This is a genomic window from Streptomyces sp. NBC_01267, assembly GCF_036241575.1.
In the GTDB taxonomy this organism is placed as follows: domain Bacteria; phylum Actinomycetota; class Actinomycetes; order Streptomycetales; family Streptomycetaceae; genus Streptomyces.
In genome coordinates, this window is the sequence record NZ_CP108455.1 from 4,613,318 (window position 1) to 4,640,317 (window position 27,000).

Annotated in this window: 21 protein-coding genes; 17 read left to right on the forward strand and 4 right to left on the reverse strand. The window is 69.8% G+C overall.

Annotation, left to right across the window (positions count from 1 at the left end; genetic code table 11):
- The first annotated feature begins 1 nt into the window (after window position 1).
- The 14 genes from OG709_RS21220 to recQ all read left to right on the forward strand — a co-directional run bounded on the left by OG709_RS21220 (window position 2) and on the right by recQ (window position 17,926).
- The gene (locus OG709_RS21220) at window positions 2-556 is read left to right on the forward strand and encodes a NuoB/complex I 20 kDa subunit family protein (protein WP_250299119.1); all 555 of its coding nucleotides are present in this window, start codon (window positions 2-4) and stop codon (window positions 554-556) included.
- Complete coding sequence (locus OG709_RS21225; RefSeq protein ID WP_329167455.1) at window positions 553-1,266, forward strand: NADH-quinone oxidoreductase subunit C; 714 nt, start codon at window positions 553-555, stop codon at window positions 1,264-1,266. Before OG709_RS21220 ends, OG709_RS21225 begins: the two co-directional genes overlap by 4 nt.
- Complete coding sequence (locus OG709_RS21230) at window positions 1,266-2,603, forward strand: NADH-quinone oxidoreductase subunit D (protein ID WP_250299122.1); 1,338 nt, start codon at window positions 1,266-1,268, stop codon at window positions 2,601-2,603. The genes OG709_RS21225 and OG709_RS21230 overlap by 1 nt, the downstream gene beginning before the upstream one ends.
- Before the next feature lie 44 nt (window positions 2,604-2,647).
- On the forward strand, window positions 2,648-3,421 hold the full coding sequence (gene nuoE / locus OG709_RS21235; protein WP_250299124.1) for an NADH-quinone oxidoreductase subunit NuoE: 774 nt from the start codon (window positions 2,648-2,650) through the stop codon (window positions 3,419-3,421).
- Window positions 3,421-4,806, forward strand: a complete 1,386-nt coding sequence (gene nuoF, locus OG709_RS21240) for an NADH-quinone oxidoreductase subunit NuoF (protein WP_250299126.1) — start codon at window positions 3,421-3,423, stop codon at window positions 4,804-4,806. The genes nuoE and nuoF overlap by 1 nt, the downstream gene beginning before the upstream one ends.
- Window positions 4,803-7,367, forward strand: a complete 2,565-nt coding sequence (locus OG709_RS21245; protein ID WP_329167459.1) for an NADH-quinone oxidoreductase subunit G — start codon at window positions 4,803-4,805, stop codon at window positions 7,365-7,367. The genes nuoF and OG709_RS21245 overlap by 4 nt, the downstream gene beginning before the upstream one ends.
- Before the next feature lie 35 nt (window positions 7,368-7,402).
- Entirely contained in the window at window positions 7,403-8,734 is a 1,332-nt protein-coding gene (gene nuoH / locus OG709_RS21250; protein ID WP_266644920.1) for an NADH-quinone oxidoreductase subunit NuoH, read from the forward strand.
- A complete protein-coding gene (gene nuoI, locus OG709_RS21255; RefSeq protein ID WP_250299131.1) occupies window positions 8,727-9,359 on the forward strand; it encodes an NADH-quinone oxidoreductase subunit NuoI in 633 nt (210 codons plus the stop codon). The genes nuoH and nuoI overlap by 8 nt, the downstream gene beginning before the upstream one ends.
- On the forward strand, window positions 9,356-10,198 hold the full coding sequence (locus OG709_RS21260) for an NADH-quinone oxidoreductase subunit J (RefSeq protein WP_250299133.1): 843 nt from the start codon (window positions 9,356-9,358) through the stop codon (window positions 10,196-10,198). Before nuoI ends, OG709_RS21260 begins: the two co-directional genes overlap by 4 nt.
- Window positions 10,195-10,494, forward strand: a complete 300-nt coding sequence (gene nuoK, locus OG709_RS21265) for an NADH-quinone oxidoreductase subunit NuoK (protein WP_250299134.1) — start codon at window positions 10,195-10,197, stop codon at window positions 10,492-10,494. The genes OG709_RS21260 and nuoK overlap by 4 nt, the downstream gene beginning before the upstream one ends.
- Window positions 10,495-10,508: 14 nt before the next feature.
- Window positions 10,509-12,404 (forward strand): NADH-quinone oxidoreductase subunit L, encoded by a 1,896-nt coding sequence (nuoL, locus tag OG709_RS21270; protein ID WP_326694223.1) that lies wholly within the window; start codon window positions 10,509-10,511, stop codon window positions 12,402-12,404.
- A 5-nt stretch (window positions 12,405-12,409) separates the two neighbouring features.
- Entirely contained in the window at window positions 12,410-13,990 is a 1,581-nt protein-coding gene (locus OG709_RS21275) for an NADH-quinone oxidoreductase subunit M (RefSeq protein ID WP_250299139.1), read from the forward strand.
- Window positions 13,987-15,639: an NADH-quinone oxidoreductase subunit NuoN gene (nuoN, locus tag OG709_RS21280; RefSeq protein WP_250299140.1), complete on the forward strand. Its 1,653-nt coding sequence runs from the start codon at window positions 13,987-13,989 to the stop codon at window positions 15,637-15,639. The genes OG709_RS21275 and nuoN overlap by 4 nt, the downstream gene beginning before the upstream one ends.
- Window positions 15,640-15,937: 298 nt before the next feature.
- Window positions 15,938-17,926 (forward strand): DNA helicase RecQ, encoded by a 1,989-nt coding sequence (recQ, locus tag OG709_RS21285; protein ID WP_250299143.1) that lies wholly within the window; start codon window positions 15,938-15,940, stop codon window positions 17,924-17,926.
- A gap of 168 nt (window positions 17,927-18,094) precedes the next feature.
- On the opposite strand, the gene OG709_RS21290 is transcribed toward recQ, so the two are convergent.
- Both OG709_RS21290 and fahA read right to left on the reverse strand, forming a co-directional pair.
- On the reverse strand, window positions 18,095-18,736 hold the full coding sequence (locus OG709_RS21290; RefSeq protein WP_250299145.1) for a GOLPH3/VPS74 family protein: 642 nt from the start codon (window positions 18,734-18,736) through the stop codon (window positions 18,095-18,097).
- On the reverse strand, window positions 18,733-19,959 hold the full coding sequence (gene fahA / locus OG709_RS21295; RefSeq protein WP_326694222.1) for a fumarylacetoacetase: 1,227 nt from the start codon (window positions 19,957-19,959) through the stop codon (window positions 18,733-18,735). The genes OG709_RS21290 and fahA overlap by 4 nt, the downstream gene beginning before the upstream one ends.
- A gap of 216 nt (window positions 19,960-20,175) precedes the next feature.
- On the opposite strand from fahA, the gene OG709_RS21300 reads away from it, so the two are divergent.
- Window positions 20,176-20,616: a GNAT family N-acetyltransferase gene (locus OG709_RS21300; protein WP_250299151.1), complete on the forward strand. Its 441-nt coding sequence runs from the start codon at window positions 20,176-20,178 to the stop codon at window positions 20,614-20,616.
- Window positions 20,617-20,755: 139 nt separating this feature from the next.
- Here OG709_RS21300 and OG709_RS21305 read toward each other — a convergent pair whose 3' ends face one another.
- Window positions 20,756-22,750, reverse strand: coding sequence for a CocE/NonD family hydrolase (locus tag OG709_RS21305; RefSeq protein WP_329167469.1), 1,995 nt, complete (start codon window positions 22,748-22,750; stop codon window positions 20,756-20,758).
- Window positions 22,751-22,762: 12 nt separating this feature from the next.
- A complete protein-coding gene (locus OG709_RS21310; RefSeq protein WP_250299160.1) occupies window positions 22,763-24,277 on the reverse strand; it encodes a peptide MFS transporter in 1,515 nt (504 codons plus the stop codon).
- 177 nt (window positions 24,278-24,454) lie between these two features.
- On the opposite strand from OG709_RS21310, the gene OG709_RS21315 reads away from it, so the two are divergent.
- Entirely contained in the window at window positions 24,455-25,465 is a 1,011-nt protein-coding gene (locus tag OG709_RS21315) for a polyprenyl synthetase family protein (protein WP_329167472.1), read from the forward strand.
- Window positions 25,466-25,729: 264 nt separating this feature from the next.
- Window positions 25,730-26,998, forward strand: coding sequence for a LolA family protein (locus OG709_RS21320; RefSeq protein ID WP_250299163.1), 1,269 nt, complete (start codon window positions 25,730-25,732; stop codon window positions 26,996-26,998).
- Window positions 26,999-27,000: the final 2 nt, after the last annotated feature.

Sequence of the window (27,000 nt, forward strand, 5' to 3'; positions counted from 1 at the left end):
TATGGGACTCGAAGAGAAGCTGCCGAGTGGCTTTCTGCTGACCACCGTCGAACAGGCCGCGGGCTGGGTACGGAAATCCTCCGTCTTCCCGGCCACCTTCGGCCTCGCCTGCTGCGCCATCGAGATGATGACGACGGGCGCGGGCCGGTACGACCTGGCGCGGTTCGGCATGGAGGTCTTCCGCGGATCGCCGCGACAGGCGGACCTGATGATCGTGGCCGGGCGGGTGAGCCAGAAGATGGCGCCCGTCCTGCGGCAGGTCTATGACCAGATGCCCAGCCCCAAGTGGGTTATCTCCATGGGGGTTTGTGCGTCATCGGGCGGCATGTTCAACAATTACGCAATTGTTCAGGGTGTGGACCACATCGTCCCGGTTGATATCTATTTGCCCGGCTGCCCGCCCCGTCCCGAGATGCTGATGGACGCCATCCTCAAGCTCCACCAGAAGATCCAGGGCTCCAAGCTCGGGGTCAACCAGGTGGAAGCGGCCCGCGAGGCGGAGGAGGCGGCCCTCAAGGCGCTCCCGACGATCGAGATGAAGGGGCTGCTGCGGTGAGTGACGAGCACGAGAAGAACGGCGCGGCACCGGACCGGCGCGACGCTTCCGGTGAGGTCATCGGCGTACGCAAGGGGATGTTCGGCGCCAACAACGGCGGGGACACCAGCGGATACGGCGGTCTCGTACGGACCGTGGCCCTGCCCGGCGCCACGAACCGGCCCTACGGCGGTTGGTTCGACGAGGTCGCCGACGAGCTGGAGGGTGCGCTGGAGGAGCAGGGACTCGTCCCCGGCAACGCCATCGAGAAGACGGTCGTCGACCGCGGCGAGCTCACCTTCCACATCGACCGCGAGCACCTGCCGACCGTGGCGCGGACCCTGCGCGACGATCCGGCCCTCCGCTTCGAGCTCTGCACGGGCGTGAGCGCCGTGCACTTCCCGGGGGACAAGGGCCGCGAACTGCACGCGGTCTACCACCTGCGCTCGATCACCCACGGGCGGCTGATCCGCCTGGAGGTCGGTACGCCGGACGCGGACCCGCACATCCCGTCGCTGGTCGCGGTCTATCCGACCAACGACTGGCACGAGCGCGAGGTCTACGACTTCTTCGGCCTGATCTTCGACGGCCACCCGGCCCTCACCCGGATCATGATGCCGGACGACTGGCAGGGCTTCCCGCAGCGCAAGGACTACCCCCTGGGCGGCATCGCCATCGAGTACAAGGGCGCCCAGATTCCCGCTCCGGACCAGCGGAGGTCGTACACCTGATGTCCACTTCACCCACCTCCGCATCACAGGCCGCGGCCCGCGAGACGACCGAGGGGACTGTATATACAGTCACCGGTGGCGACTGGGACGAAGTCGTCCAGTCCGCGGCCAAGGCCGACGACGAGCGCATCGTCGTCAACATGGGACCGCAGCACCCGTCCACGCACGGTGTGCTCCGGCTGATCCTGGAGATCGACGGCGAGACCGTCACCGAGGCCCGCTGCGGCATCGGCTATCTCCACACCGGCATCGAGAAGAACCTCGAATACCGGACCTGGACGCAGGGCACCACCTTCGTCACGCGCATGGACTACCTGACGCCGTTCTTCAACGAGACGGCGTACTGCCTGGGCGTCGAGAAGCTGCTCGGCATCGAGGACCAGATTCCCGACCGGGTGTCGGTCATCCGCGTCCTGCTGATGGAGCTCAACCGGATCTCCTCGCACCTGGTCTGTCTCGCCACCGGCGGTATGGAACTGGGCGCGACGACGATAATGATCTACGGCTTCCGCGACCGTGAACTCGTCCTCGACATCTTCGAGCTGATCACCGGACTCCGGATGAACCACGCGTTCGTCAGGCCCGGCGGACTGGCCCAGGACCTGCCCCCGGGCGCCGTGGACCAGCTGCGCGAGTTCGTGAAGACGATGCGCAAGAACCTGCCGGAGTACGACAAGCTCGCCACCGGCAACCCGATCTTCAAGGCGCGCATGCAGAACGTCGGCTATCTCGACCTGGCCGGCTGCATGGCCCTCGGCGCGACCGGTCCGATCGTGCGCTCCGCGGGGCTCCCGCACGACCTGCGCAAGACCGACCCGTACTGCGGTTACGAGAACTACGACTTCGAGGTCCCGACCGCCGACACCTGCGACTCCTACGGCCGCTTCCTGGTGCGCCTCGAAGAGATGCGGCAGTCGCTGCGCATCATCGAGCAGTGCCTGGACCGCCTGGAGCCGGGCCCGGTCATGGTCGCCGACAAGAAGATCGCCTGGCCCGCGCAGCTCGCGCTCGGCCCGGACGGACTCGGCAACTCGCTGGACCACATCAAGGAGATCATGGGCACCTCCATGGAGGCCCTGATCCACCACTTCAAGCTGGTGACCGAGGGCTTCCGGGTCCCGGCCGGACAGGCGTACACCGCGGTCGAGTCACCCAAGGGCGAACTGGGCGTCCACGTCGTCTCCGACGGCGGCACCCGGCCCTACCGGGTCCACTTCCGCGACCCGTCCTTCACCAATCTGCAGGCCATGGCGGCGATGTGCGAGGGCGGCCAGGTCGCCGACGTCATCGTCGCTGTCGCGTCCATCGACCCCGTGATGGGAGGCGTCGACCGATGACGGACGCTGCTCCGGCGGCTTCGACCGCTGCAACGAGTCTGGGCATGCCCCAACTCCCCGCTCCCGACTACCCGGCCGACGTACGCGCCAGGCTCGACGCGGACGCGAAGGAGATCGTCGCCCGCTACCCGGACAGCAGGTCGGCACTGCTGCCGCTGCTGCACCTGGTGCAGGCCGAGGAGGGGTACGTCACCCGGACCGGGGTGCGGTTCTGCGCCGAGGTGCTGGACCTGACCACCGCCGAGGTCACCGCGGTCTCCACCTTCTACTCCATGTACCGGCGCAAGCCGAGCGGCGACTACCAGGTCGGCGTCTGCACCAACACCCTGTGCGCGGTGATGGGCGGCGACGCGATCTACTCCGCGCTGCGGGAACACCTGGACGTCGGCGACGGGGAGACCACCGGCGACGGCAAGGTCACCCTGGAGCACATCGAGTGCAACGCGGCCTGCGACTTCGCGCCGGTCCTGATGGTGAACTGGGAGTTCTTCGACAACCAGACCGTCGAGTCCGCGAAGCAACTGGTCGACGACCTGCGAGCAGGGCAGCAGGTGGCCCCGACCCGCGGTGCGCCCCTCTGTACCTACCAGGAGACCTCCCGGATCCTGGCGGGCTTCCCCGACCAGCGGCCCGGAGCGGTCGAGGCGACCGGCGGCGCGGGACCCGCGTCACTGGTCGGCCTGCGGCTCGCGAAGGGCGAGGGCCCCCGGCCACGCGTGGTGTCCCCACGTGGCGAGGCCCCCGAGGACCCACCACAGCAGACCTCGGCCTCCGACCCGGACAACCAGGCAGGACCCGCGGCCGAGGAGGGGGAGTGATGACCTTGGCGACCGAGATCAACGGCGGCGGAAACGGCGAGGGGAACGGCAGGACCGGCCCCGAGCAGGTGCTCACGCCGGTCCTTTCGGCCTTCTGGGACCAGGCGGAGTCCTGGACCCTGGAGACGTACAAGCGGCACGAGGGGTACGAGGGCCTGAAGAAGGCCCTCGCCATGGAGCCCGACGACCTCATCGCGTACGTCAAGGACTCCGGTCTGCGCGGCCGTGGCGGCGCGGGCTTCCCCACCGGAATGAAGTGGCAGTTCATCCCGCAGGGCGACGGAAAGCCGCACTATCTAGTTGTCAACGCCGACGAATCGGAGCCCGGGACCTGCAAGGACATCCCGCTCCTCTTCGCGAACCCGCATTCCCTCATCGAGGGGATCGTGATCGCCTGTTACGCGATCAGGTCTTCGCATGCCTTCATCTATCTCCGGGGCGAAGTCGTCCCCGTACTGCGGAGGTTGCACGAGGCCGTACGCGAGGCGTACGAGGCGGGCTTCCTCGGCAAGGACATCCTGGGCAGCGGACTCGACCTCGACGTCACCGTGCACGCGGGGGCGGGCGCGTACATCTGCGGTGAAGAGACCGCACTGCTCGATTCCCTGGAGGGCCGCCGCGGCCAGCCCAGGCTCCGTCCTCCCTTCCCTGCCGTGGCCGGGCTCTACGCATGTCCCACTGTGGTGAACAACGTCGAGTCCATCGCATCGGTTCCCGCGATCCTGAACCGGGGCAAGGACTGGTTCCGGACCATGGGCAGCGAGAAGTCCCCCGGATTCACGCTCTATTCGCTGAGCGGGCACGTCACCAGCCCCGGCCAGTACGAGGCCCCGCTCGGCATCACGCTCCGCCAGCTGCTCGACATGAGCGGCGGCATCCGGAGCGGCCACCGGCTCAAGTTCTGGACACCGGGCGGCTCTTCGACCCCGATGTTCACCGAAGAACACCTCGACGTCCCGCTGGACTACGAAGGGGTGGGCGCCGCCGGATCGATGCTCGGCACCAAGGCGCTCCAGTGCTTCGACGAGACGACCTGCGTGGTGCGGGCCGTCACCCGCTGGACCGAGTTCTACGCGCACGAGTCCTGCGGCAAGTGCACACCGTGCCGCGAAGGGACGTACTGGCTGGTCCAGTTGCTCCGCGACATCGAGGCGGGCAAGGGCCAGATGGCCGACCTCGACAAGCTGAACGACATCGCCGACAACATAAACGGTAAGTCGTTCTGCGCACTCGGCGACGGCGCCGCCTCGCCGATCTTCTCCTCGCTCAAGTACTTCCGCGAGGAGTACGAGCAGCACATCACCGGCAAGGGCTGCCCGTTCGACCCGGCCAGGTCGACGGTCTGGGCCGACGAACCCCACCGCACCTCGGAGGTGAACGCATGACAGTACTTCAGCCCGACAGTGGCTCCGCCACGGGCAAACGCGCTCCCTCCGGGGGCGGGGCGGCGGCAGTTCCGCCGGAGGACCTGGTCTCGCTGACCATCGACGGCATCGCGATCTCGGTCCCCAAGGGGACCCTGGTCATCCGCGCCGCCGAACAGGTCGGCGTCGAGATCCCGCGCTTCTGCGACCACCCGCTCCTCGACCCGGCCGGCGCCTGCCGTCAGTGCATCGTCGAGGTCGAGGGCCAGCGCAAGCCGATGGCCTCCTGCACCATCACCTGCACCGACGGCATGGTCGTCAAGTCGCAGATCACCTCGCCGGTCGCCGAGAAGGCCCAGCGCGGTGTGATGGAGCTGCTGCTCATCAACCACCCGCTGGACTGCCCGGTCTGCGACAAGGGCGGCGAGTGCCCGCTGCAGAACCAGTCCATGTCGCACGGCGACGCGGACTCCCGCTTCGACGGCAAGAAGCGGACCTTCGAGAAGCCGGTACCGATCTCCACCCAGGTGCTGCTCGACCGGGAGCGGTGCGTGCTCTGCGCCCGCTGTACGCGGTTCTCCAACCAGATCGCCGGAGACCCGATGATCGAGCTGCTGGAACGCGGCGCGCTCCAGCAGGTCGGCATCGGCGAGGGTGACCCCTTCGAGTCGTACTTCTCCGGCAACACCATCCAGATCTGCCCGGTCGGCGCGCTCACCTCGGCGGCGTACCGGTTCCGCTCCCGCCCCTTCGACCTGGTGTCGTCGCCCTCGGTGTGCGAGCACTGCGCGGGCGGCTGCGCGACCCGCACCGACCACCGGCGCGGCAAGGTCATGCGGCGGCTCGCCGCCAACGACCCCGAGGTCAACGAGGAGTGGCTCTGCGACAAGGGGCGCTTCGGGTTCCGTTACGCCCAGCGCCCCGACCGGCTGACCACCCCCCTCGTACGGAACGAGGACGGCGTCCTGGAAACGGCCAGCTGGCCGGAGGCGCTGGAGAAGGCGGCGAACGGACTCGCGGCGGCCTGCGGCCGGGCCGGGGTGCTCACCGGTGGCCGCCTCACCGTCGAAGACGCGTACGCCTACGCCAAGTTCGCGCGCGTCGCCCTCGACACCAACGACGTGGACTTCCGCGCCCGGGTGCACTCCGCCGAGGAGGCCGACTTCCTGGCCGCCCGGGTCGCGGGGCGCGGCCGGGATCTCGACGGTGCGGGCGTCACCAACACCTCGCTGGAGAAGGCCCCGGCCGTCCTCCTCGTCGGATTCGAGTCCGAGGAGGAGGCCCCCGGTGTCTTCCTGCGGCTGCGCAAGGCACACCGCAAGCACGGCCAGCGCACCTTCGCCCTGGCCACGTACGCGACCCGTGGACTGGCCAAGGCGGGCGGGGTGCTGCTGCCCGCGGCGCCCGGCACCGAGACCGAGTGGCTGGACGCCATCGCGGGCGGGGTGGGCCTGGACGCCGAAGGGCAGCAGGCCGCCGAGGCGTTGCGTGCGGACGGCGCGGTGATCGTCGTCGGCGAGCGGCTGGCCGCCGTACCCGGCGGGCTGACCGCGGTCGTCCGGACCGCGACGGCCACCGGCGCCGCCCTGGTGTGGGTGCCCCGCAGGGCGGGTGAGCGCGGCGCCGTCGAGGCGGGCGCGATCCCCGCGCTGCTGCCCGGCGGCCGTCCCGCCACCGACCCCCGGGCCCGCGAAGAGGTCGCGGCCCTCTGGGGGGTACGCGAACTGCCGCACCGGTTCGGCCGCGACACCGGCCAGATCATCGAGGCCGCGGCCACCGGCGAACTCGGCGCACTGCTCGTCGCGGGCGTCGAGACCGCCGACCTGCCCGACCCGGCCCGCGCCCGGGAAGCACTCGACAAGGTCGGCTTCCTGGTCTCCCTCGAACTGCGGCCCAGCGAGGTCACCGAGCGGGCCGACGTGGTCTTCCCGGTGGCCGCGGTCGCCGAGAAGGCGGGCACCTTCCTCAACTGGGAAGGCCGGGCAAGGCCGTTCGAGGCGTCGCTCAAGCCGGAGCAGATGACGCGCACGCTGGCCCCCGCCGACTCGCGGGTGCTGCACATGCTCGCCGACGCGCTGGCCGACGCCGCGGGCGGTGACCGGCTCAGCCACTTCGCGCTGCCGGACGTCAGGTCCGTACGCGACGAACTGGACAGGCTGGGTTCCTGGACCGGCCGGTACGCGGACGACCCGGCCGCCACGACCCGGCCGCTGCCCCGCCCCGCCGAGGGCGAAGCGGTCCTCGCCGGCCACCGGATGCTGCTCGACCAGGGGCGGCTCCAGGACGGCGACGAAGCCCTGGCGGGCACCCGGCACGCGGCGGTCGCCAGGCTCTCGGCCACCACCGCCGCCGAGACCGGCGTCAAGGACGGCGACGTCCTCGCGGTGACCGGTCCCGCCGGTGACGTCCGGCTGCCGCTCCAGGTCACCGCGATGCCGGACCGGGTGGTCTGGCTCCCGCTGAACTCGACGGGCAGCGGGGTCCTTGCGGACACCGGCGCCCGACCCGGCGAGCTGGTGCGGATCTCCGCGGCAGCCGACGGACCCGCCGGAACCACGGCCACGACGGAGGTGGAGGCGTGACGAACTACTACCTCGCGGCGACCGAGGACCTGTCCATGTTCGGACGGGACCCCTGGTGGCTGGTCGTCGTCAAGGCGGTCTTCTGCTTCGCCTTCCTGATGCTCACCGTGCTCTTCGCCATCGTGTGGGAGCGCAAGGTGGTCGCCTGGATGCAGCTGCGCATCGGGCCCAACCGGCACGGCCCCTGGGGCATGCTCCAGTCGCTGGCCGACGGCATCAAGCTGATGCTGAAGGAAGACCTGGTCGTCAAACGGGCGGACAAGTTCGTCTACATCCTCGCGCCGGTCGTCGCCGCGGTGCCCGCCTTCATGGCGATCGCGGTCATCCCGTTCGGCCCCTCGGGCAACGAGGTGTCGATCTTCGGCCACCGCACGACGATGCAGCTCACCGACCTGCCGATCGCGATGCTCTACATTCTCGCGGTCGCCTCGGTCGGCATCTACGGCATCGTCCTCGCCGGATGGTCGTCGGGTTCGACGTACCCGCTGCTCGGCGGTCTGCGCTCGTGCGCCCAGATGATCAGCTACGAGATCGCGATGGGCGCGGCGTTCGCCTCGGTCTTCCTCTACTCGGGGTCGATGTCCACCTCGGCGATCGTCGACGCACAGAAGGACCGCTGGTTCATCGTGCTGCTGCCGGTCTCCTTCATCATCTACATCGTCACGATGATCGGTGAGACCAACCGCGCCCCGTTCGACATGCCGGAGTCCGAGGGCGACCTGGTCGGCGGCTTCAACACCGAGTACTCGTCGATCAAGTTCGCGATGTTCATGCTGGCCGAGTACGTCAACATGGTCACCGTCTCGGCGGTCTCCGCGACGCTCTTCCTGGGCGGCTGGCGGGCCCCCTGGCCGATCTCCACCTTCTGGGAGGGGGCGAACCACGGCTGGTGGCCGATGCTCTGGTTCGTCATCAAGGTCCAGCTGCTGCTGTTCTTCTTCATCTGGCTGCGCGGGACACTGCCCCGCGTCCGCTACGACCAGTTGATGAAGCTGGGCTGGAAGGTCCTGATCCCGGTCTCGGTGGTCTGGCTGATGCTGGTGGCGACCGTACGGGCGCTGCGCAACGCCGACTACGACTACTCCCGGATCGTGCTCTACGGAGCCGGGGCCGTCGTGGCGATCCTGCTGCTGTCCTTCGTCTACGACATCTTCCGCGACAAGCAGGAGAAGCAGGAACAGGCGGCGGCCGACGCGGCAGGACCGGGGCCGGCCTTCGACCCGATGGCGGGCGGCTTCCCCGTACCGCCCCTGCCCGGACAGACCCTTCCCCCCGTACCCCGGCGGCCTTCGCGCACGGAGCGGGAGCTGATTGTCAGTGGTGGCGTGGACACTGTGAGTGACGGAAAGGAGGCTGACGATGCCTGACCGCTCTACTGAGGCTTCCGGGGACGAGACCCCCAAGGCTCCCTGGCAGAACCCGGTGGCCGGCTTCGGCGTGACCTTCAAGGCCATGTTCAAGAAGCGGCTGACCGAGCAGTACCCGGAGCAGGAGAAGACCACGGCGCCGCGCTTCCACGGGCGGCACCAGCTCAACCGGCATCCGGACGGACTGGAGAAGTGCATCGGGTGCGAGCTGTGCGCCTGGGCCTGTCCGGCGGACGCGATCTACGTGGAGGGCGCGGACAACACCGAGGAGGAGCGCTACTCCCCGGGCGAGCGGTACGGCCGCGTCTACCAGATCAACTACGCCCGCTGCATCCTGTGCGGACTCTGCATCGAGGCCTGCCCGACCAGGGCGCTGACGATGACCAATGAGTTCGAACTGGCCGACAGCAGCCGGGCGAACCTCATCTACACCAAGGAGCAGCTGCTCGCCGGTCTCGACGAGGGCATGGTCGAATCGCCGCACTCGATCTTCCCGGGCACCGACGAACAGGACTACTACCGGGGGCTGGTGACCGAGGCCGCCCCGGGCACCGTCCGCCAGGTCGCGGTCTCCAAGGGCGAGACACCCTCGGACGGGGCACCGAAAGAGGGGGCGGGGGCGTGAACTACCTGACCTCCACCGGTGAGGCCTTCCAGTTCTGGGTGCTGGGCACCGTCGCCGTGATCGGCGCGCTGTCCACCGTACTCATGCGGCGGGCCGTGCACAGCGCGCTGAGCCTCGCCGGAACCATGATCGTCCTGGCGGTCTTCTACCTCGCCAACGGCGCGTACTTCCTGGGCATCGTCCAGATCGTCGTCTACACCGGCGCGATCATGATGCTCTTCCTCTTCGTGGTCATGCTGGTCGGTGTCACCGCCGCCGACTCGCTGAAGGAGACCATCAAGGGGCAGCGCTGGCTGGCCGTGCTCTGCGGGCTCGGCTTCGGCATCCTGCTGATCGCCGGTATCGCCAACGCCTCGCTGAAGACCTTCACCGGCCTGGGCCAGGCCAACTCCGCGGGGAACGTCCAGGGCCTCGCCGCCCTGATCTTCACCAAGTACGTCTTCGCCTTCGAGATCACCGGCGCGCTGCTCATCACCGCGGCCGTCGGCGCGATGGTGCTCACCCACCGCGAGCGGTCCGAACGGGCCATGACCCAGCGGGAGATGTCCGAGGAGCGCGTACGCGGAAGGCAGGTTCCCCCGCTGCCCGCTCCCGGTGTCTACGCCCGGCACAACGCCGTGGACATCGCGGGACTGCTGCCGGACGGGACGCCCTCGGAGCTCACCGTCATGCAGACGCTCCGCCGCCGCGGTCAGATCCGCGACGTGTCGAGCGAGGCCATGGCCAACCTCAAGGCGCTGGAACAGCGCTCCGAGGAGCGGCTCGGCCGGGACGCCGGACACGGTCACGACGCCGAACTGCCCGGTGACCACGACCGCGAAGAGGAGGAGGCGAAGTGAACCCGGTCAACTATCTGTATCTCGCCTCGCTGTTGTTCACCATCGGCGCGGCCGGGGTGCTGATCAGGCGGAACGCGATCGTGGTGTTCATGTGCGTGGAGCTGATGCTCAACGCCTGCAACCTCGCGTTCGTCGCCTTCTCCCGTATGCACGGAAATCTCGACGGCCAGGTCATCGCCTTCTTCACGATGGTCGTTGCCGCCGCCGAGGTCGTGGTCGGGCTCGCGATCATCGTGTCGCTCTTCCGTTCCCGCCACTCGGCCTCGGTCGACGACGCCAGCCTGATGAAGCTGTAAGGGGTCGCTGAACAGTGGAGAACTTGATTGCGCTGCTGATTGCAGCGCCTTTGCTCGGAGCGGCGGTACTGCTCTGCGGCGGGCGGCGGTTCGACCGTGCCGGCCACTGGCTCGGCACGCTCTTCGCCGGTGCGTCGTTCGTGATCGCGGCCGTCCTCTTCGTGAACATGCTGGGCAGGAGCGCGGACCACCGCACCCTGCACCAGCACCTGTTCACCTGGATCCCGGTGGGCGGCTTCCGGGCCGACGCCGCCTTCCAGCTCGACCAGCTGTCGATGACGTTCGTCCTGCTGATCTCCGGTGTGGGCACGCTGATCCACATCTACTCGATCGGCTACATGGAGCACGACGAGCGGCGCCGCCGCTTCTTCGGCTACCTGAACCTCTTCCTCGCGGCGATGCTGCTGCTGGTCCTCGCCGACAACTACCTGCTGCTGTACGTCGGGTGGGAGGGCGTCGGTCTGGCGTCGTACCTGCTGATCGGCTTCTGGCAGCACAAGCCGAGCGCGGCGACGGCGGCCAAGAAGGCCTTCATCGTCAACCGCGTCGGTGACATGGGCCTGTCGATCGCGATCATGCTGATGTTCACCACCTTCGGGACCTTCGCCTTCGGCCCGGTCCTGTCCACCGCGGGGCACGCCTCGGAGGGCAAACTCACCGCCATCGGGCTGATGCTGCTGCTCGCCGCCTGCGGCAAGTCCGCACAGGTGCCGCTGCAGTCCTGGCTCGGTGACGCGATGGAGGGCCCGACCCCGGTCTCGGCCCTGATCCACGCGGCGACGATGGTGACGGCGGGCGTGTACCTGATCACCCGGTCCGGCGCGATCTTCAACCTGGCCCCCGACGCGCAGATGGCGGTCGTGGTGGTCGGCGCGGTGACGCTCCTCTTCGGTGCGATCGTCGGTTGCGCGAAGGACGACATCAAGAAGGCCCTCGCGGGTTCGACGATGTCGCAGATCGGCTACATGATCCTCGCGGCCGGGCTCGGCCCGATCGGCTACGCCTTCGCGATCATGCACCTGGTCACCCACGGCTTCTTCAAGGCCGGACTCTTCCTCGGCGCCGGATCGGTCATGCACGGCATGAACGACGAGGTGGACATGCGGAAGTACGGCGGCCTGCGGAAGTACATGCCGGTGACGTTCGTGACCTTCGGGCTCGGCTATCTCGCGATCATCGGCTTCCCCGGCCTCTCCGGGTTCTTCTCCAAGGACAAGATCATCGAGGCGGCCTTCGCCAAGGGCGGCACCGAGGGCTGGATCCTCGGCGGCGCGGCCCTGCTGGGCGCCGGGATCACCGCGTTCTACATGACCCGGGTCATGCTGATGACGTTCTTCGGCGAGAAGCGCTGGGTGCCCGACGCGGACGGCAACCAGCCGCACCCGCACGAGTCGCCCAAGTCGATGACCATCCCCATGATCATCCTGGCGTTCGGTTCGGTCTTCGCCGGAGCGTTCTTCGGGATCGGCAACCGCTTCCTGCACTGGCTGGAGCCCGTCACCGGCCATGCCGAGGGCAATTCGCCGGTCAGCGCGGGCGTGGTCACCGCCGGGACGATGGTGGTCCTGGTGATCGGCGCCGTCATCGCCTGGCTGGTCTACGGCCGCAAGCCCGTCCCGGCAGTGGCGCCCAAGGGCTCGCTGCTCACCCGCGCCGCCCGGCGCGATCTCCTCCAGGACGACTTCAACCACGTCGTTCTGGTCCGCGGCGGCGAACACCTCACCCGGTCGCTGGTCTATCTCGACCACAGCCTGGTGGACGGTGTCGTCAACGGCACCGCCGCCTCGGTCGGCGGCCTCTCGGGACGGCTGCGCAAGCTGCAGAACGGCTACGCCCGGAGTTACGCGGCCTCGATGTTCGGCGGCGCAGTGATTCTCGTCGCCGCGACCCTGCTGATGAGGGCGGTCTGATCACGATGTCCTTTCCTCTCCTGACGGCAACAGCCGCGCTCCCGGCGGTCGGTGCGGTCGTCACCGCCGCGGTCCCGGCCGCGCGGCGCACGGCGGCGAAGTGGCTGGCGCTGCTGTTCTCGCTCGGCACGCTCGTCCTGGGCGCCGTCCAGTTCGTACGGTTCGAGCCCGGCGGCGCGCGCTACCAGCTCACCGAATCGCACGCCTGGATCAAGGACTTCGGGGTGCGGTACGAACTGGGCGTGGACGGGATCGGTCTGGCGATGCTCGCCCTGACCGCCCTGCTCATCCCGTTCGTGATCCTGGCCGGCTGGCACGACGCCGACCCCCTGGAGACACACAGTTCGCGGTGGCGGCCCACCCAGGGCTTCTTCGCCCTGATCCTGGCCGTCGAAGCGATGGTGATCCTCTCCTTCGAGGCCACCGACGTCTTCCTCTTCTACATCCTCTTCGAAGCCATGCTCATCCCGATGTACTTCCTCATCGGCGGCTTCGGGGACCGGGCGCACGCCCAGGGCGACGAGGCGGCGGCGACCCAACGCTCGTACGCGGCGGTCAAGTTCCTCCTCTACAACCTGGTCGGCGGCCTGCTCATGCTGGCCGCGGTCATCGGCCTCTACGTGGTCGCGGGGAACTTCTCGCTCCAGGACATCGTCGCGGCACGGGCCAACGGCTCGCTGCACATGGCGACCAGCACCGAGCGCTGGCTCTTCCTCGGCTTCTTCTTCGCCTTCGCGGTGAAGGCGCCGCTGTGGCCGCTGCACACCTGGCTGCCCAACGCCATGGGTGAGGCGACCGCCCCGGTCGCCGTGCTGATCACCGCCGTGGTCGACAAGGTCGGCACGTTCGCGATGCTGCGCTTCTGCCTCCAGCTCTTCCCCGAGGCGAGCAAGTGGGCCACTCCGGTGATCCTGGTGCTCGCGCTGATCAGCATCATCTACGGCGCGCTGCTCGCGGTCGGCCAGCGCGACATCAAGCGGCTGATCGCCTACGCGTCGGTCTCGCACTTCGGCTTCATCATCCTGGGCATCTTCGCGATGACCACCCAGGGCCAGTCGGGCGCGACGCTCTACATGGTCAACCACGGGATCTCCACGGCCGCCCTGATGCTGGTGGCCGGGTTCCTGATCTCGCGGCGCGGATCGCGGCTCATCGCCGACTACGGCGGGGTGCAGAAGGTGGCCCCGGTGCTCGCCGGGACCTTCCTGATCGGCGGTCTCGCGACGCTGTCGCTGCCCGGCCTGTCGCCGTTCGTCAGTGAATTCCTGGTCCTGGTGGGCACGTTCAGCGCCTACCCGGCCGCCGGGATCGTCGCGACCATCGGCATCGTGCTCGCCGCGCTCTACGTCCTCGTCCTCTACCAACGGACGATGACGGGCCCGGTCAAGGCCACCGTGCAGGGGATGGCGGACCTCAAGGTCCGTGAACTGGTCGTCGTACTGCCGCTGATCGCGCTGCTGGTCTTCCTCGGTGTCTATCCGAAGCCGCTGACGGAGATCGTCGACCCGGCCGTGAAGCACACGATGTCCGACGTTCAGAAGAAGGACCCCCGTCCTTCCCAGCCCGCAGTGGAGGCCGCGAAGTGAGCGCAACAGCTGTCCACAGCCTGTGGACAATGGGGGCGGTCGGCCCCATCGGCAAGATTCCGGCTCCCCACATCGAGTACGCGCAGCTCTCACCCGTGCTGATCATTCTCGGTGCCGCGATGCTGGGCGTCCTCGTCGAGGCCTTCGTGCCGCGCAGGGGCCGTTACTACGCCCAGGTGTTCCTCACGGTCGTGGCCATCGCCGCCTCCTTCGCGGCGGTCGTCGCGCTGGCGGCCGGTGGATACGGCTCGACCAAGGCGCACATCGCGGCCATGGGCGCGGTCGCGGTCGACGGGCCCGCGCTGTTCCTCCAGGGCACCATCCTGCTGGCCGCGCTGGTCGCGGTCTTCACCTTCGCCGAGCGCAGGCTCGACCCCGAGGTGCACGGCAACCGCGTCGACTCGTTCGCCGCCCAGGCCGCGTCCGTACCGGGCAGCGAGAGCGAACAGGAGGCGGTCAAGGCCGGGTTCACCACCACCGAGATCTTCCCGCTCGCGCTCTTCGCGGTCGGCGGCATGCTGGTCTTCCCGGCGGCCAACGACCTGCTGACGCTCTTCGTGGCGCTGGAGGTCTTCTCGCTCCCGCTCTACCTCATGTGCGCCCTCGCCCGCCGCAAGCGGCTGATGTCGCAGGAGGCCGCGGTGAAGTACTTCCTGCTCGGGGCCTTCTCGTCCGCCTTCCTGCTCTTCGGGATCGCGCTGCTCTACGGGTACGCGGGCTCCGTCTCGTACGCCCGCATCGCCGCGGTCGTCGACGGCACCGTGCAGAACGTCGACCCGGCGCTCGCCGACACCATGGGCAACGACGCGCTGCTGCTCATCGGCGGCGCGATGATCCTGATGGGGCTGCTCTTCAAGGTCGGTGCCGTGCCGTTCCACATGTGGACCCCGGACGTCTACCAGGGCGCCCCGACCCCGGTCACCGGCTTCATGGCGGCGGCCACCAAGGTCGCCGCGTTCGGCGCGCTGCTGCGGCTGCTGTACGTGGTGCTGCCGGGCATGCGCTGGGACTGGCGGCCGGTCATGTGGGCCGTCGCGATCATCACCATGCTGGGCGGTGCGATCGTCGCGATCACCCAGACCGACATCAAGCGGATGCTGGCGTACTCGTCGATCGCGCACGCCGGGTTCCTCCTGGCCGGTGTCATCGCGACCACGCCCGAGGGCATCAGCTCCGTCCTCTTCTACCTGGTGACGTACTCCTTCGTGACGATCGGCGCGTTCGCCGTGGTCACGCTGGTGCGGGACGCGGGCGGCGAGGCGACGCACCTGTCCAAGTGGGCCGGGCTCGGGCGCCGTTCACCCCTGGTGGCGGCGGTCTTCGCGGTCTTCCTGCTCGCTTTCGCGGGCATCCCGCTCACCAGCGGGTTCAGCGGGAAGTTCGCGGTGTTCAAGGCGGCGGCGGACGGCGGGGCCGGCGGCCTGGTCGTGGTCGGTGTGATCTCCTCGGCCATCGCCGCGTTCTTCTACATCCGGGTCATCGTGCTGATGTTCTTCAGCGAGCCGAAGGCCGACGGCCCGACGGTCGCCGTCCCGTCGGCACTGACGACGACGACCATCGCGGTGGGCGTCGCGGTCACGCTGGTGCTGGGCCTCGCGCCGCAGTACTTCCTGGACCTGGCGAGCCAGGCGGGAGTCTTCGTCCGGTAGGCGCCTCGCCAGGGGCCCCTGCCCTGCGCAGCGCCGACGTGTACGACAGCGCCGACGTGTACGACCGCCGAACGCCGGGCGGGCCGGAGGTATCGGCCCGCCCGGCGTTCGCCGTTTCCGTTCCCGGCCGCCCGCAGAACGGCGGACATGGTCGCTGACCTGGTATTTCCCGTGCGGCCCGGCCGCCCCGGCCCCGTCCCGGAGTACCGGTGTGTCCGGGGATGTCAGTGCGGGACCCTATCGTGGCTGGAGTGACCGGCAGTACGGACGAGGGACAAGTGCGACGGGGGACCGAGCGATGAACGGGAGCGGCGAGGCAGTGGCGGAGCGCGAACAGAGCGAGGCGCTCAGCACACTGCACCGGGTCTTCGGCTACGACGCCTTCCGCGGCGAGCAGGAAGAGATCATCGAGCAGGTGGTCAACGGCGGGGACGCCGTGGTGCTGATGCCCACCGGCGGCGGAAAGTCCCTCTGCTACCAGATCCCCGCGCTGGTCAGACCCGGTACGGGTGTGGTGATCTCGCCGCTGATCGCGCTGATGCAGGACCAGGTGGACGCGCTGCGCGCCCTCGGTGTGCGCGCCGGGTTCATGAACTCCACGCAGGACTTCGACGAGCGGCGCACGGTGGAGGCCGAGCTGCTCGCCGGGGAGCTGGACCTGCTGTACCTGGCGCCCGAGCGGCTGCGCGTGGAGTCCACGCTGGGGCTGCTGAGCCGCGCGAAGATCTCCGTGTTCGCGGTCGACGAGGCGCACTGCGTGGCCTCCTGGGGACATGACTTCCGGCCGGACTACCTGGCCCTCTCGCTGCTCGGCGAGCGCTGGCCCGAGGTACCGCGGATCGCCCTGACCGCGACCGCCACCCGGGCCACGCACCAGGAGATCACCCAGCGGCTCGGGATGTCCGGCGCACGGCACTTCGTGGCGGGCTTCGACCGGCCCAACATCCAGTACCGGATCGTCCCGAAGAACGACCCCAAGAAGCAGCTGCTCGCCTTCCTGAAGGAGGAGCACGCCGGGGACGCGGGCATCGTCTACTGCCTCTCCCGCGCCTCCGTGGACCGGACCGCCGAGTACCTGTGCAAGAACGGCATCGAGGCGGTGCCGTACCACGCGGGCCTGGACGCGGGCACCCGCGCCGTCCACCAGTCGCGGTTCCTGCGCGAGGAGGGCCTGGTGGTCGTGGCGACCATCGCCTTCGGGATGGGGATCGACAAGCCGGACGTCCGGTTCGTGGCCCACCTGGACCTGCCCAAGTCGGTGGAGGGGTACTACCAGGAGACCGGCCGCGCGGGACGGGACGGGATGCCGTCCACGGCGTGGATGACGTACGGCCTCCAGGACGTGGTCCAGCAGCGGAAGATGATCCAGACCGGCGAGGGCGACGAGACGTTCCGCCGCCGGGCCGCCGCGCACCTCGACGCGATGCTGGCGCTCTGCGAGACCGCCGGATGCCGTCGGGTCCAGCTGCTCCAGTACTTCGGCCAGGAGGCCGTGACACCGGCCTGCGGCAACTGCGACACCTGCCTCAGCCCGCCCGAGACCTGGGACGGGACGGTGGCCGCGCAGAAGGTGCTGTCCACGGTGGTGCGGCTGGACCGGGAGCGCCGGCAGAAGTTCGGGGCGGGTCAGATCGTCGACATCCTGCTGGGCCGGAAGACCGCCAAGGTCATCCAGTTCGACCACGACCAGCTGTCGGTCTTCGGCATCGGCGAGGACCTGTCGGAGGGCCAGTGGCGGGGCGTGGTGCGGCAGTTGCTGGCGCAGGGGCTGCTCGCCGTCGAGGGGGAGTACGGCACGCTGGTGCTGACCGGCACCAGCGGTTCGGTGCTGGCGCGGGAGGCCGAGGTCCGGCTGCGCAAGGAGCCCGAGAAGGCCGTGGTGCCCAGGCCCGCGAAGGGTGAGAAGAAGGCCAGAGCCGCCGCGGCGGTCGCCGATCTGTCGGCGGAGGCGGTGCCGGTCTTCGAGGCGCTGCGGGCATGGCGGGCGCAGCAGGCCAAGGAGCAGGGCGTTCCGGCGTATGTGATCTTCCACGACGCGACCCTGCGGGAGATCGCCACGGTGCGGCCGTCCTCGCTCGGGGAACTCGGCGGGATCGGCGGTCTGGGCGAGAAGAAGCTGGCGACGTACGGGGAGGGCGTGCTGGGGGTGCTGGCGGGCGGTTCCCCGGACGCGCCCGAGAAGCCGGATGCCCCGAAGGAACCGGACGCACAGGACGTCCCGGAGGAGTGGGACGCATCCGAGGAGCCGCCCGCGCCCGAGGAGTCGTACGCGCCCGAGGATTTCTGAACCGTGAGGGTCCCGAGGGTCCTGAGGTCCTGAGGGGTCCCCGAGGGGGAGGGCGCACGCGCGGGCGGTTCACGCGGGGCTCCGCCCCCCTCGGGGCCGCCCCGCGTGACCCCGGGCCCGGCTCCGCGCCGGTCGGGCTCCGCCCCTCGGGGCTGCCCCGCGTGGACCTCAGGCCCCGCTCCGCCGTGACCTGTCGCGCTGGACGTTGCGCCGTACCGCGTTCGCCGGCCACTCGCTGCGGATCAGCCCCCGCATCGCCGCCCGGGACCGCCACCCCTCCTGCGCCGTCACCTGCGCCAGGCCGGTCGCCGCGACCAGCGCGGCCAGGGCGCGGCTGCGGTGGTCGGGGAAGTCCGCCGTCTCCGCCGCCGCGAAGTGCGCGCGGGCCTGCGCCGACCAGTTGTGCGGGCCCGCGGGATGGCGGTGGTAAGGAAGTAGACCGGCGAAGCGGCGGGTCTCCCTGAGCAGGACGCCCTGCTCCACCAGGCGGTCCAGGTACAGCCCCTCGATCTGGCTGCCGTTCCGGTGGATCCAGCTGCGGGCGGAGGCCGTTCCGGCGAACGTTCCCTTGCCCGGTTCCGGGAGCAGCGCCAGGACCTGGGCGAGGACCGGGTCGCCCGGCACCAGCGGGTTGACCACCAGCACCTTGCCCAGGGACTCGGAGATCTGGCCCTGGAGCTCCAGTTCCGCCAGAGCCGCGCCGGCCATCCCGTACTCCAGGTAGCGGCCCCGGCAGAACGTCTTGCCCCGCGCGGGGTCCAGCGCGAGCAGCAGCAGCTCTTCGGGAAGGGTCGGCTCGGCCCGGCTCATGGCGTGGGTACGATCCTTCCGGTCACCTCGCCGAGACCCACCCTGGTCCCGTCCGGGCCCGGCGCCCAGGCGGTCATGGTGACCTCGTCGCCGTCCTCCAGGAACGTCCGCTTGCCGTGCGGGAGTTCGAGGGGCCGGGTGCCGTTCCAGGTGATCTCCAGGAGTGAGCCGCACTGGTCCGGCGACGTGCCACTGACCGTGCCCGACCCGAACAGGTCCCCGGTACGGAGCGAGGCGCCGTTCACCGTCATGTGGGCCAGCATCTGCGCGGCCGTCCAGTACATCCCGGAGAACGGCGGCTCGGAGATCAGCTGCCCGTTGACCGCCACCGAGAGGTGCAGGTCGAAGCCGCCCGGCTCCTCGGCCGAGGCGTCGTCGAGGTAGGGCAGCAGGGGCAGTTCACGCTCCGGCGGGGCGGTCCGTGCCGCGTCCAGCGCCTCCAGCGGGGTCACCCAGGCCGACACCGAGGTGGCGAAGGACTTGCCGAGGAAGGGGCCCAGCGGGACGTACTCCCAGGCCTGGATGTCGCGTGCGGACCAGTCGTTGAGGAGCTGGAGCCCGAAGACGTGCTCACGGAAGTCGGCCAGCGGGACCGGGCCGCCCTGTCCGGACGGCACGCCGACGACGAAGCCGACCTCCGCCTCGATGTCGAGCTTGACCGAGGGGCCGAAGACCGGCGCCGGGTCCGAGGGCGCCTTGCGCTGGCCCGACGGGCGTACGACATCGGTGCCCGACACGACGACCGTGCCCGCGCGGCCGTGGTAACCGATGGGCAGGTGCTTCCAGTTGGGGGTCAGCGCCACCGAGTCCGGGCGGAAGATCCGGCCGACGTTCGTCGCGTGGTTCTCGCTCGCGTAGAAGTCGACGTAGTCGGCGACCTCGTACGGCAGGTGGAGCGTGACGGCGGACAGCGGATACAGCAGCGGCTCGATGTCCGCGCGGTGCGCCGGGACGGTGACCCAGGCGGTCAGCGCCCGCCGTACGTCGCGCCACGCGGTACGCCCCGCCGCGAGCAGCGGGTTCAGCGTGGGGTGCGCCAGCAGCTTGCTGTAAGGCGAGCCCAGCGCGAACGCCGCGGCTCCGGCATCCAGCACATGACCGCCTATGCGCACACCCACCCGGCGCCGGTCGGGTTCCGCGGGGGTGGAGAAGACACCGTACGGAAGGTTGTGCGGGCCGAAGGGATCGCCTTCGGACAGGTCGAGCGGGCTCTGCTCAGGCATGGGGTGCTGCCTCGCTTTCGGGTCTCTGGGACACGCCTACGTTACGGCGGCAACCGTCACGGCGTCAGCTGTCACCGGACGGACGGGCCGGGCGCATGTTCCAGGTGAACCTTCCGGCCGAACGTTCCGGGTGAATGTGTTCCGGCCGGATGCTCCCGGCGGGTGCTCCGGATGAACGCTCCGGGCGGGTGCGCCCGCCGTGCGAGGATCCCGCGCATGAGCGTAGAGATCGAAGCCGTGCACGAGGTGACCGACGAACTGGTGCGGGCGTTCACCCGCCTCCTTCCGCAACTGTCGTCCACGGCCCGGCCGCTGGACCGCGAGGCGCTGGCGGCACTGGCCTCCGTCGACACCCAGACGCTGCTGGTCGCGCGGGTCGACGGCGAGGTAGCCGGAACGCTGACCCTGGTGGTGTCCCCGCTGCCGTCCGGTCGGCGGGCCCATGTGGAGGACGTGGTGGTCGACACCGCCGCTCGCGGCCACGGAGTCGGCAGGGCGCTGATCGAGCACGCGCTCGGCGTGGCCGAGGCCGCCGGGGCGCGCACGGTCGACCTCACGTCGCGGCCCTCCAGGGAAGCGGCGAACCGGCTGTACGAACGGGTGGGGTTCCGGCGGCGGGAGTCGAACGTCTACCGGTACGCGTTCGAGCCGGTGTGACACGCAGGGGGCAGGTGCCGCGCGGCGGGGCGACAGGCGCTCCGTCAGGAAGCAGCGGGGCAACGGGCGCTCCGTCAGGAAGCAGCGGGGCAACGGGCGCCCCCGGGAAGGGGACGGCCGCGCCCCGCCGCACCTGGTCCTACCCCGCCGTCCGCGGGATCCGCCGCTCCCACGACCGCTGGAACACGACCTCGTCCCCGTCCTCGCAGATCACCTCGTTCGACGTGATGAAGACCGCCGCGTCGCAGGTGATCTCGGAGCGCGTCCTGACCCGTACGTCCCAGCCCGTCTCCGGGCGGTGCAGGCGGATCGACCAGTCCGAGCGGGTGTGCGCGGACAGCGGGTCCGACTCGTTGATCGTGTACGTCTCCAGCGCGTCCTCGCTGAACTCCAGCCCGTCCGGGTAGATCCGGGTGCCGCCGTAGCGCGGGTCGACCTCCAGCCGCCAGGTCCCCTTCGCCACGTCGCGTACGACCAGCCGCTCGGGGCGCTCCTCCTGGTCTTCCGGGTAGACCACCGCGAGCGCTTCCGACTGCTCGGGCTCCTCGAAGGTGATGTGGTCCTCGGTGTGCGCGCGGACCGGCAGTTCCATCGTCGAGGCCGCCGGGTCCAGGGTCCAGCCGTGCGCCGAGTCCGGCTGGGGCCAGATCCACGGCCAGTACGCGGAGGAGACCGACAGCCGGATGCGGTGGCCGGGCGGGAAGGTGTGCCCCACGCCGTTGAGTTCGAAGGTGACCGTCTCGGTGGTGCCCGGCTCCCAGATGTCCGCGCGGTCCCGGCCGTGCCGGGCCGAGAAGTTGAGCGCCCCCCGGGTGACCAGGGTGGAGGAGCCGTCCGGTGCCACGTCGCAGAGCCGGGCGATCACCTGGCCGGTGCGGACCTCGGAGCGTACCGAGAGATGGACCTTCGCCCGGCCCAGGATCTCGATCGGCGCCTGGCGGACCGGGAATTCGAAGCAGACGGACTTCGCGTCCTCGTCCCGCTGGTCCGGCGGCAGGTCGGCGTCGTTGCCGAAGGGGAAGAAGCGCCCCGCGTCCAGGCCGGTCTGCTGCGGGGACCTCACCACCATCGGGTCGCCCTGGAGCGCGTACGAGACCGGGGTGACGTGCGGCGAGGGCCAGGCCGTGTCGGCGACCCAGCGGCCGGGCAGCTCCGGGTACACCGTCGCGGGCGGGTGCGACTCGCTGATCCAGGAGCGGAGCAGCGGCTCCTCCATGACACCGGTGTCCTCGCCCTTGAGGTGGTGGTCCCACCAGCGCAACGTCTCCTGGAGGAAGCCGATGGCCGGGCCCGGCGGCAGCCCGCGGTCCGGGTACTGGTGCGACCACGGGCCGATCAGCCCCCGGACCCGCGACGGGTCCAGATGCTCGACCAGCCGCAGGACGGTGTCCCGGTACGGGTCGTGCCAGCCGCCGACCGCGAGCACCGCCGCGTCGATGGCCGTGTAGTCCTCGCAGACGCTGCCGTGCCTCCAGTAGGCGTCGCGGGTCTGATGGGCGAGCCAGGTGTGGATGAAGGGGTCCACGGCCTCCAGCCGGCGCAGCCACATGTCCCGCCACACGGAGCCGACCTGTGCCGGGTCCGGCGGCCGGCACACGAAGGCGAGCATCGTCGCCGCCCAGGCGTGCATGTCCACGGCGAGCACCGAACCGCTCATGTAGTGGACGTCGTTGTCGTAGCGGTCGTCGGCCGAGCAGACCGTCACGATCGCCTTGAGCGGTTCGGGTGCGAGGGCCGCGATCTGGAGCGAGTTGAAGCCGCCCCAGGAGATGCCGAACATGCCGACCTTGCCGGTGCACCACGGCTGCTCGGCGAGCCAGTTCACGACGGCGACCCCGTCGGCCAGCTCCTGCGCGTCGTACTCGTCGCCGGGCATGCCGGTGGAGTTGCCGTGGCCGCGCACGTCCACCCGTACGGAGGCGTAACCGTGGCCCGCGTACCAGGGGTGCCGCTGCCAGTCCCGTGGCGCGGTCCAGTCGTTGAGCCGGTAGGGGAGGTATTCGAGCAGTGCCGGGACCGGCTCCTCACTGATCGGGCGCCAGATCCTGGCGTACAGCTGGGTGCCGTCCGGGAGGGGGATCCAGACGTCCTCGCGGCGGGTCTCGTACGGGAAGTCGGTGCGGATTCGAGCCACGGCAGGCGCTCCTCAGTGGACGGGGTGCATGGTGCGTTTGAGCCAGGGTGCTGCGGCGACGACCGCGAGTCCGGCGACGACGGCGATGGCGCCGTTGACCCCGAAGTACGCGGGGTCGGAGACCTCGCCGTACAGCTTCACGATCTGGGCCTGAATGCCGTTGGCCAGGGCCAGCGACAGGAACCAGAGGGCCATCGTCTGGCTGGCGAAGGCGGCGGGGGCGAGCTTCGTGGTGGCGGACATGCCCGAGGTCTCCACCAGGATGTCGCCGAGCCCGAGCAGGGCGTACGAGCCGACGATCCACCAGACGGACATCAGCCAGTCGGTGCCGGTACGGCCGGAAGTGGCCGGAACCATGATCAGGAAGGAGAGACCGCCGAGGATGGTGCCGATCGCGATCTTGTTGGAGGCGTGCGGCTGGCGCTTGCCCATCCGTACCCAGAGGGCGGCGACCACCGGAGCCAGCGCCACCTCGAAGGCGCCGAGCGCGGAGGCGTACCAGCTGGCCGGGAAGTGGAAGCCGAAGATCTCCGTCTTGGCGTTGGTCGACGCGAGCAGGATCATCGTCGAGTACGCCTGGAAGAGGATGAAGTTGAAGACCACCGAGGAGAGGAAGAGGACGATGTAGGGGCGCAGATGGGCGCGCTCCGCGCGGGTCACCCGGGGGCTCCGGAACATCACGGCGAAGAAGATGATCGGCGCCACCACCGAGACGACGGTGAGCACGTCCACGGTGCGGTCCAGGGTCAGCCAGCCGGTCAGCCCGAGGATCACGGCCACCACGGCGACCGCCAGGCACCCGCCGACGATCAGCCTGACCGCGCGGCGCATCGCGGCGGGCGGCAGCGCCTGTTCGGCGGAGTCGGAGCGGCCCGCGATGTGGCGGCGCCCCAGGACGTACTGGATCAGGCCCAACGTCATCCCGACGGCCGCGGCGGAGAACCCCCAGTGCCAGCCCTTGTGGTCACCGAGCCAGCCGGTGATCAGCGGACCGAGGAACGCGCCGATGTTGATGCACATGTAGTACAGCGCGAAGCCGGCGTCCCGGCGCTGGTCCTCGGTGCGGTACAGCTTGCCGACCAGGGTGGCCACGTTGGGCTTGAGCAGCCCCGTGCCGAGCGAGATGAGCCCGAGGCCCACCCAGGTCATGGCGGCCGTCGGGATCGCCATCGAGTAGTGGCCGACGGCGATCAGGATGCCGCCGTACAGGACGGCGCGGTACGAGCCGAGAATGCGGTCGGCGAGCCAGCCGCCCGCCACCGACACCAGATAGACCAGCGTGCCGTAGGCGGCGGAGACGGAGGCAGCCGCGCCCGGCGACATGCCCAGGCCGTCGTCCGCCACGGTGGCCGTGAAGTAGAGGACGAGAATGGCCTGCATTCCGAGGAACGAGAATCGCTCCCAGATCTCCAGGCCGGACAGGGTCATCAGACCCCGTGGCTGGCCGAAGAAGGAATGGTCGTCGCCCGGCTGCGTCGGGGGCTGAGCCGGTGGCGTCAGTCCCGGCTGCGGCTCTGTTCCGGACAAAGGTGCTGCTCCATTTCAAATCGAGGTGTTTTGAACATACCGGTCACGCTCGGTATGCGCTCGGGGTGGGCGGGCAGGCGCTCATGGTGATCGAAAGCGGACCGGATACGCTGCCTTGAGTGCGGACAGCGACACATCGACAATCCGTGTGATCGTCAGCAGACAGGAGATCCCCTCGTGACCGTCGTCGAGCCATTCGGGCTGAGGGTGCGGGACCAGGCACTTGACGCCGATGTCCAGGCCGGACTGGCGGCTGTCGAGGCCGGGCTGCTCGATGCCACCAAGAGCGAGGTCCCTTTCATCACGGAGGCCGCGCAACATCTGGTACGGGCTGGGGGTAAGCGCTTTCGTCCGCTTCTCGTGATGCTCGCTGCCCAGTTCGGCGACCCTTATGCACCCGGAGTCGTACCTTCTGCCGTAGTGGTCGAATTGACACATCTGGCGACGCTTTACCACGACGACGTGATGGACGAGGCAGAAGTGCGCCGCGGGGTGGACAGCGCCAACGCGCGCTGGGACAACTCCGTCGCGGTCCTCACCGGCGACTTCCTCTTCGCGCGCGCGTCGCACATCCTGGCCGACCTGGGCCCGGAGGCCGTACGCATCCAGGCCGAGGCGTTCGAGCGTCTGGTGACCGGTCAGATCCTGGAGACCGCGGGACCGCGGGACGGCCGCGACCCGGTCGACCACTACCTCGACGTCCTGTCGGGCAAGACCGGCTCGCTGATCGCCGTGTCCGGGCGCTTCGGCGCGATGATGTCCGGCGCCGACGAGAGCGTGGTGAACACCCTCACCCAGTACGGCGAACGGCTCGGCATGGCCTTCCAGCTGGCCGACGACGTACTGGACATCGCCAGCGACAGCCACGAGTCGGGCAAGACCCCGGGCACCGATCTGCGCGAGGGCATCCCCACCCTGCCGGTGCTGCGGCTGCGCGCCCAGGCCGCCGCCCACGGCCGGCCGGACGACCAGGCCCTGGTCGAACTGCTCGACGGCGACCTCACGGACGACGTCAGGCACGCCGAGGCGCTGCGGCTGATGCGGGTTCACCCGGCCCTGGAACAGGCCCGGCAGGACACCGTGCGGTACGCGGAGGAGGCACGGGCCTCGCTCGCGCCGCTGCGGGAGTGCTTCGCGAAGACGGCGCTGGAGGAACTCTGCGGCGCCGTGGTGCACCGCGTCGGCTGACGGATCCGCACCGGCACATCCGGTCACCCTTACGGCCGCTCTGCGACCCGCGCCGGTTCAACGCCCCTACGGGGACGGGGGACCGGCGCCGTCGGTTGTCATACCCGAGGGGTACATGGACTTGCTCCCGCGGGGTGACGCGGAGCGCCGGGGGATTTGGTGGGATGGAACCACCACGCCCCACCAATTCGGGTGAGAATGGCGGCGCGGGGGTGGACGAGAGCAACCGGACGGATCGCCGCCGATCACGGAGGTAGGGCACACATGGCACCGAACGACAGCGCGCAGGACACCGCAGAGGCCACGGACCTGACCGCCGGCCGCCGGAAGGCGGCGCGTTACTTCCTCCCGGTCGCGGTGGCGGGGGTGGCTGCCGTGACGATCGGTCTGGTCCCGGCGCTCGCCAGCTCGGGAGACCCGAACCTGCCGAAGATCACGGCCCAGCAGCTCATCGAGAAGATCGCCGCGTCGAACACCCAGCAGCTGTCCGGCACCGTCCAGGTCAGCGCGGACCTGGGCATCCCGTCGCTGGGCGGAATGGCCGACTCGTTCCTGAAGGACGCGGCCGGGGGCGACGGCGGAGCGAGCGCCGACCCGCAGTCCAAGGCGATGGAACTCGCCTCGGGCACCCACACCCTGCGGGTGGCCGTCGACGGCCCCGACCGGCAGCGGGTCTCCCTCCTGGGCAGCGCCGCCGAGTACAGCCTGATCCACAACGGTGACCAGGTCTGGGCGTACGACAGCAAGTCCGGTGAGGTCTACCACTCCAAGGGCGACAAGCCGTCGGCCACGGCGAAGGACCGGCGCGCCCACCGGGACGGCAAGGACCAGCTCCCCGCCACCCCGAAGGCGTTCGCCGACGAGGTGCTGAAGGCGGCCGGTCCGACGACCTCGGTGACCGTCGACGGCACGACGCAGGTGGCCGGGCAGGACGCGTACCAACTGCTCATCAAGCCGAAGCAGTCCGGCTCGACGATCGGATCCGTACGGATCGCGGTGGACGCGAAGAACGGCACCCCGCTCAAGTTCACGCTCACCCCGTCCGACGGTGGCAAGGCCGCCATCGACGTCGGCTTCACCAAGGTCAGCTTCGCGAAGCCGTCGGCCTCGTCCTTCACCTTCACTCCGCCGAAGGGCGCGAAGGTGACGGAGGGCAGCGACCTGGGCAAGGCGCCGAAGGACAGCGGCCCGATGTCCGCCCTGCCGGGGGACTCCAAGGGCCTGCCCGGGGGCGCGAAGGGCCTGGGGACGGAAGTCCTCGGCAAGGGCTGGACGTCGGTGGTGCAGCTGGACGCCGGCAGCGCGGCCGGGATCCCCGGCCTGCCGAGCGCCGGGAGCACGGGCACGAGCGGTGCCCCCGCGGGCGCGGAGAAGTTCCTGGGCTCGCTGGGGGACAAGGTGACGGGCTCGTTCGGCTCGGGCACGGTGTTCCACACGCGGCTGGTGAACGCGCTGCTGACGGACGACGGGAAGATGTTCGTCGGAACCGTCGACAAGGCGGGACTGGTGAAGGCCGCCGACGCGGCGAAGTAGGA

Coding starts and splice junctions, on each gene's coding strand:
- OG709_RS21220 (WP_250299119.1), top strand. CDS start 2: ATGGGACTCGAAGAGAAGCTGCCGAGTGGCTTTCTGCTGACCACCGTC.
- OG709_RS21230 (WP_250299122.1), top strand. CDS start 1,266: ATGTCCACTTCACCCACCTCCGCATCACAGGCCGCGGCCCGCGAGACG.
- nuoE (WP_250299124.1), top strand. CDS start 2,648: ATGCCCCAACTCCCCGCTCCCGACTACCCGGCCGACGTACGCGCCAGG.
- nuoF (WP_250299126.1), top strand. CDS start 3,421: ATGACCTTGGCGACCGAGATCAACGGCGGCGGAAACGGCGAGGGGAAC.
- OG709_RS21245 (WP_329167459.1), top strand. CDS start 4,803: ATGACAGTACTTCAGCCCGACAGTGGCTCCGCCACGGGCAAACGCGCT.
- nuoH (WP_266644920.1), top strand. CDS start 7,403: ATGTTCGGACGGGACCCCTGGTGGCTGGTCGTCGTCAAGGCGGTCTTC.
- nuoI (WP_250299131.1), top strand. CDS start 8,727: ATGCCTGACCGCTCTACTGAGGCTTCCGGGGACGAGACCCCCAAGGCT.
- OG709_RS21275 (WP_250299139.1), top strand. CDS start 12,410: ATGTCCTTTCCTCTCCTGACGGCAACAGCCGCGCTCCCGGCGGTCGGT.
- recQ (WP_250299143.1), top strand. CDS start 15,938: ATGAACGGGAGCGGCGAGGCAGTGGCGGAGCGCGAACAGAGCGAGGCG.
- OG709_RS21290 (WP_250299145.1), bottom strand. CDS start 18,736: ATGAGCCGGGCCGAGCCGACCCTTCCCGAAGAGCTGCTGCTGCTCGCG.
- fahA (WP_326694222.1), bottom strand. CDS start 19,959: ATGCCTGAGCAGAGCCCGCTCGACCTGTCCGAAGGCGATCCCTTCGGC.
- OG709_RS21300 (WP_250299151.1), top strand. CDS start 20,176: ATGAGCGTAGAGATCGAAGCCGTGCACGAGGTGACCGACGAACTGGTG.
- OG709_RS21320 (WP_250299163.1), top strand. CDS start 25,730: ATGGCACCGAACGACAGCGCGCAGGACACCGCAGAGGCCACGGACCTG.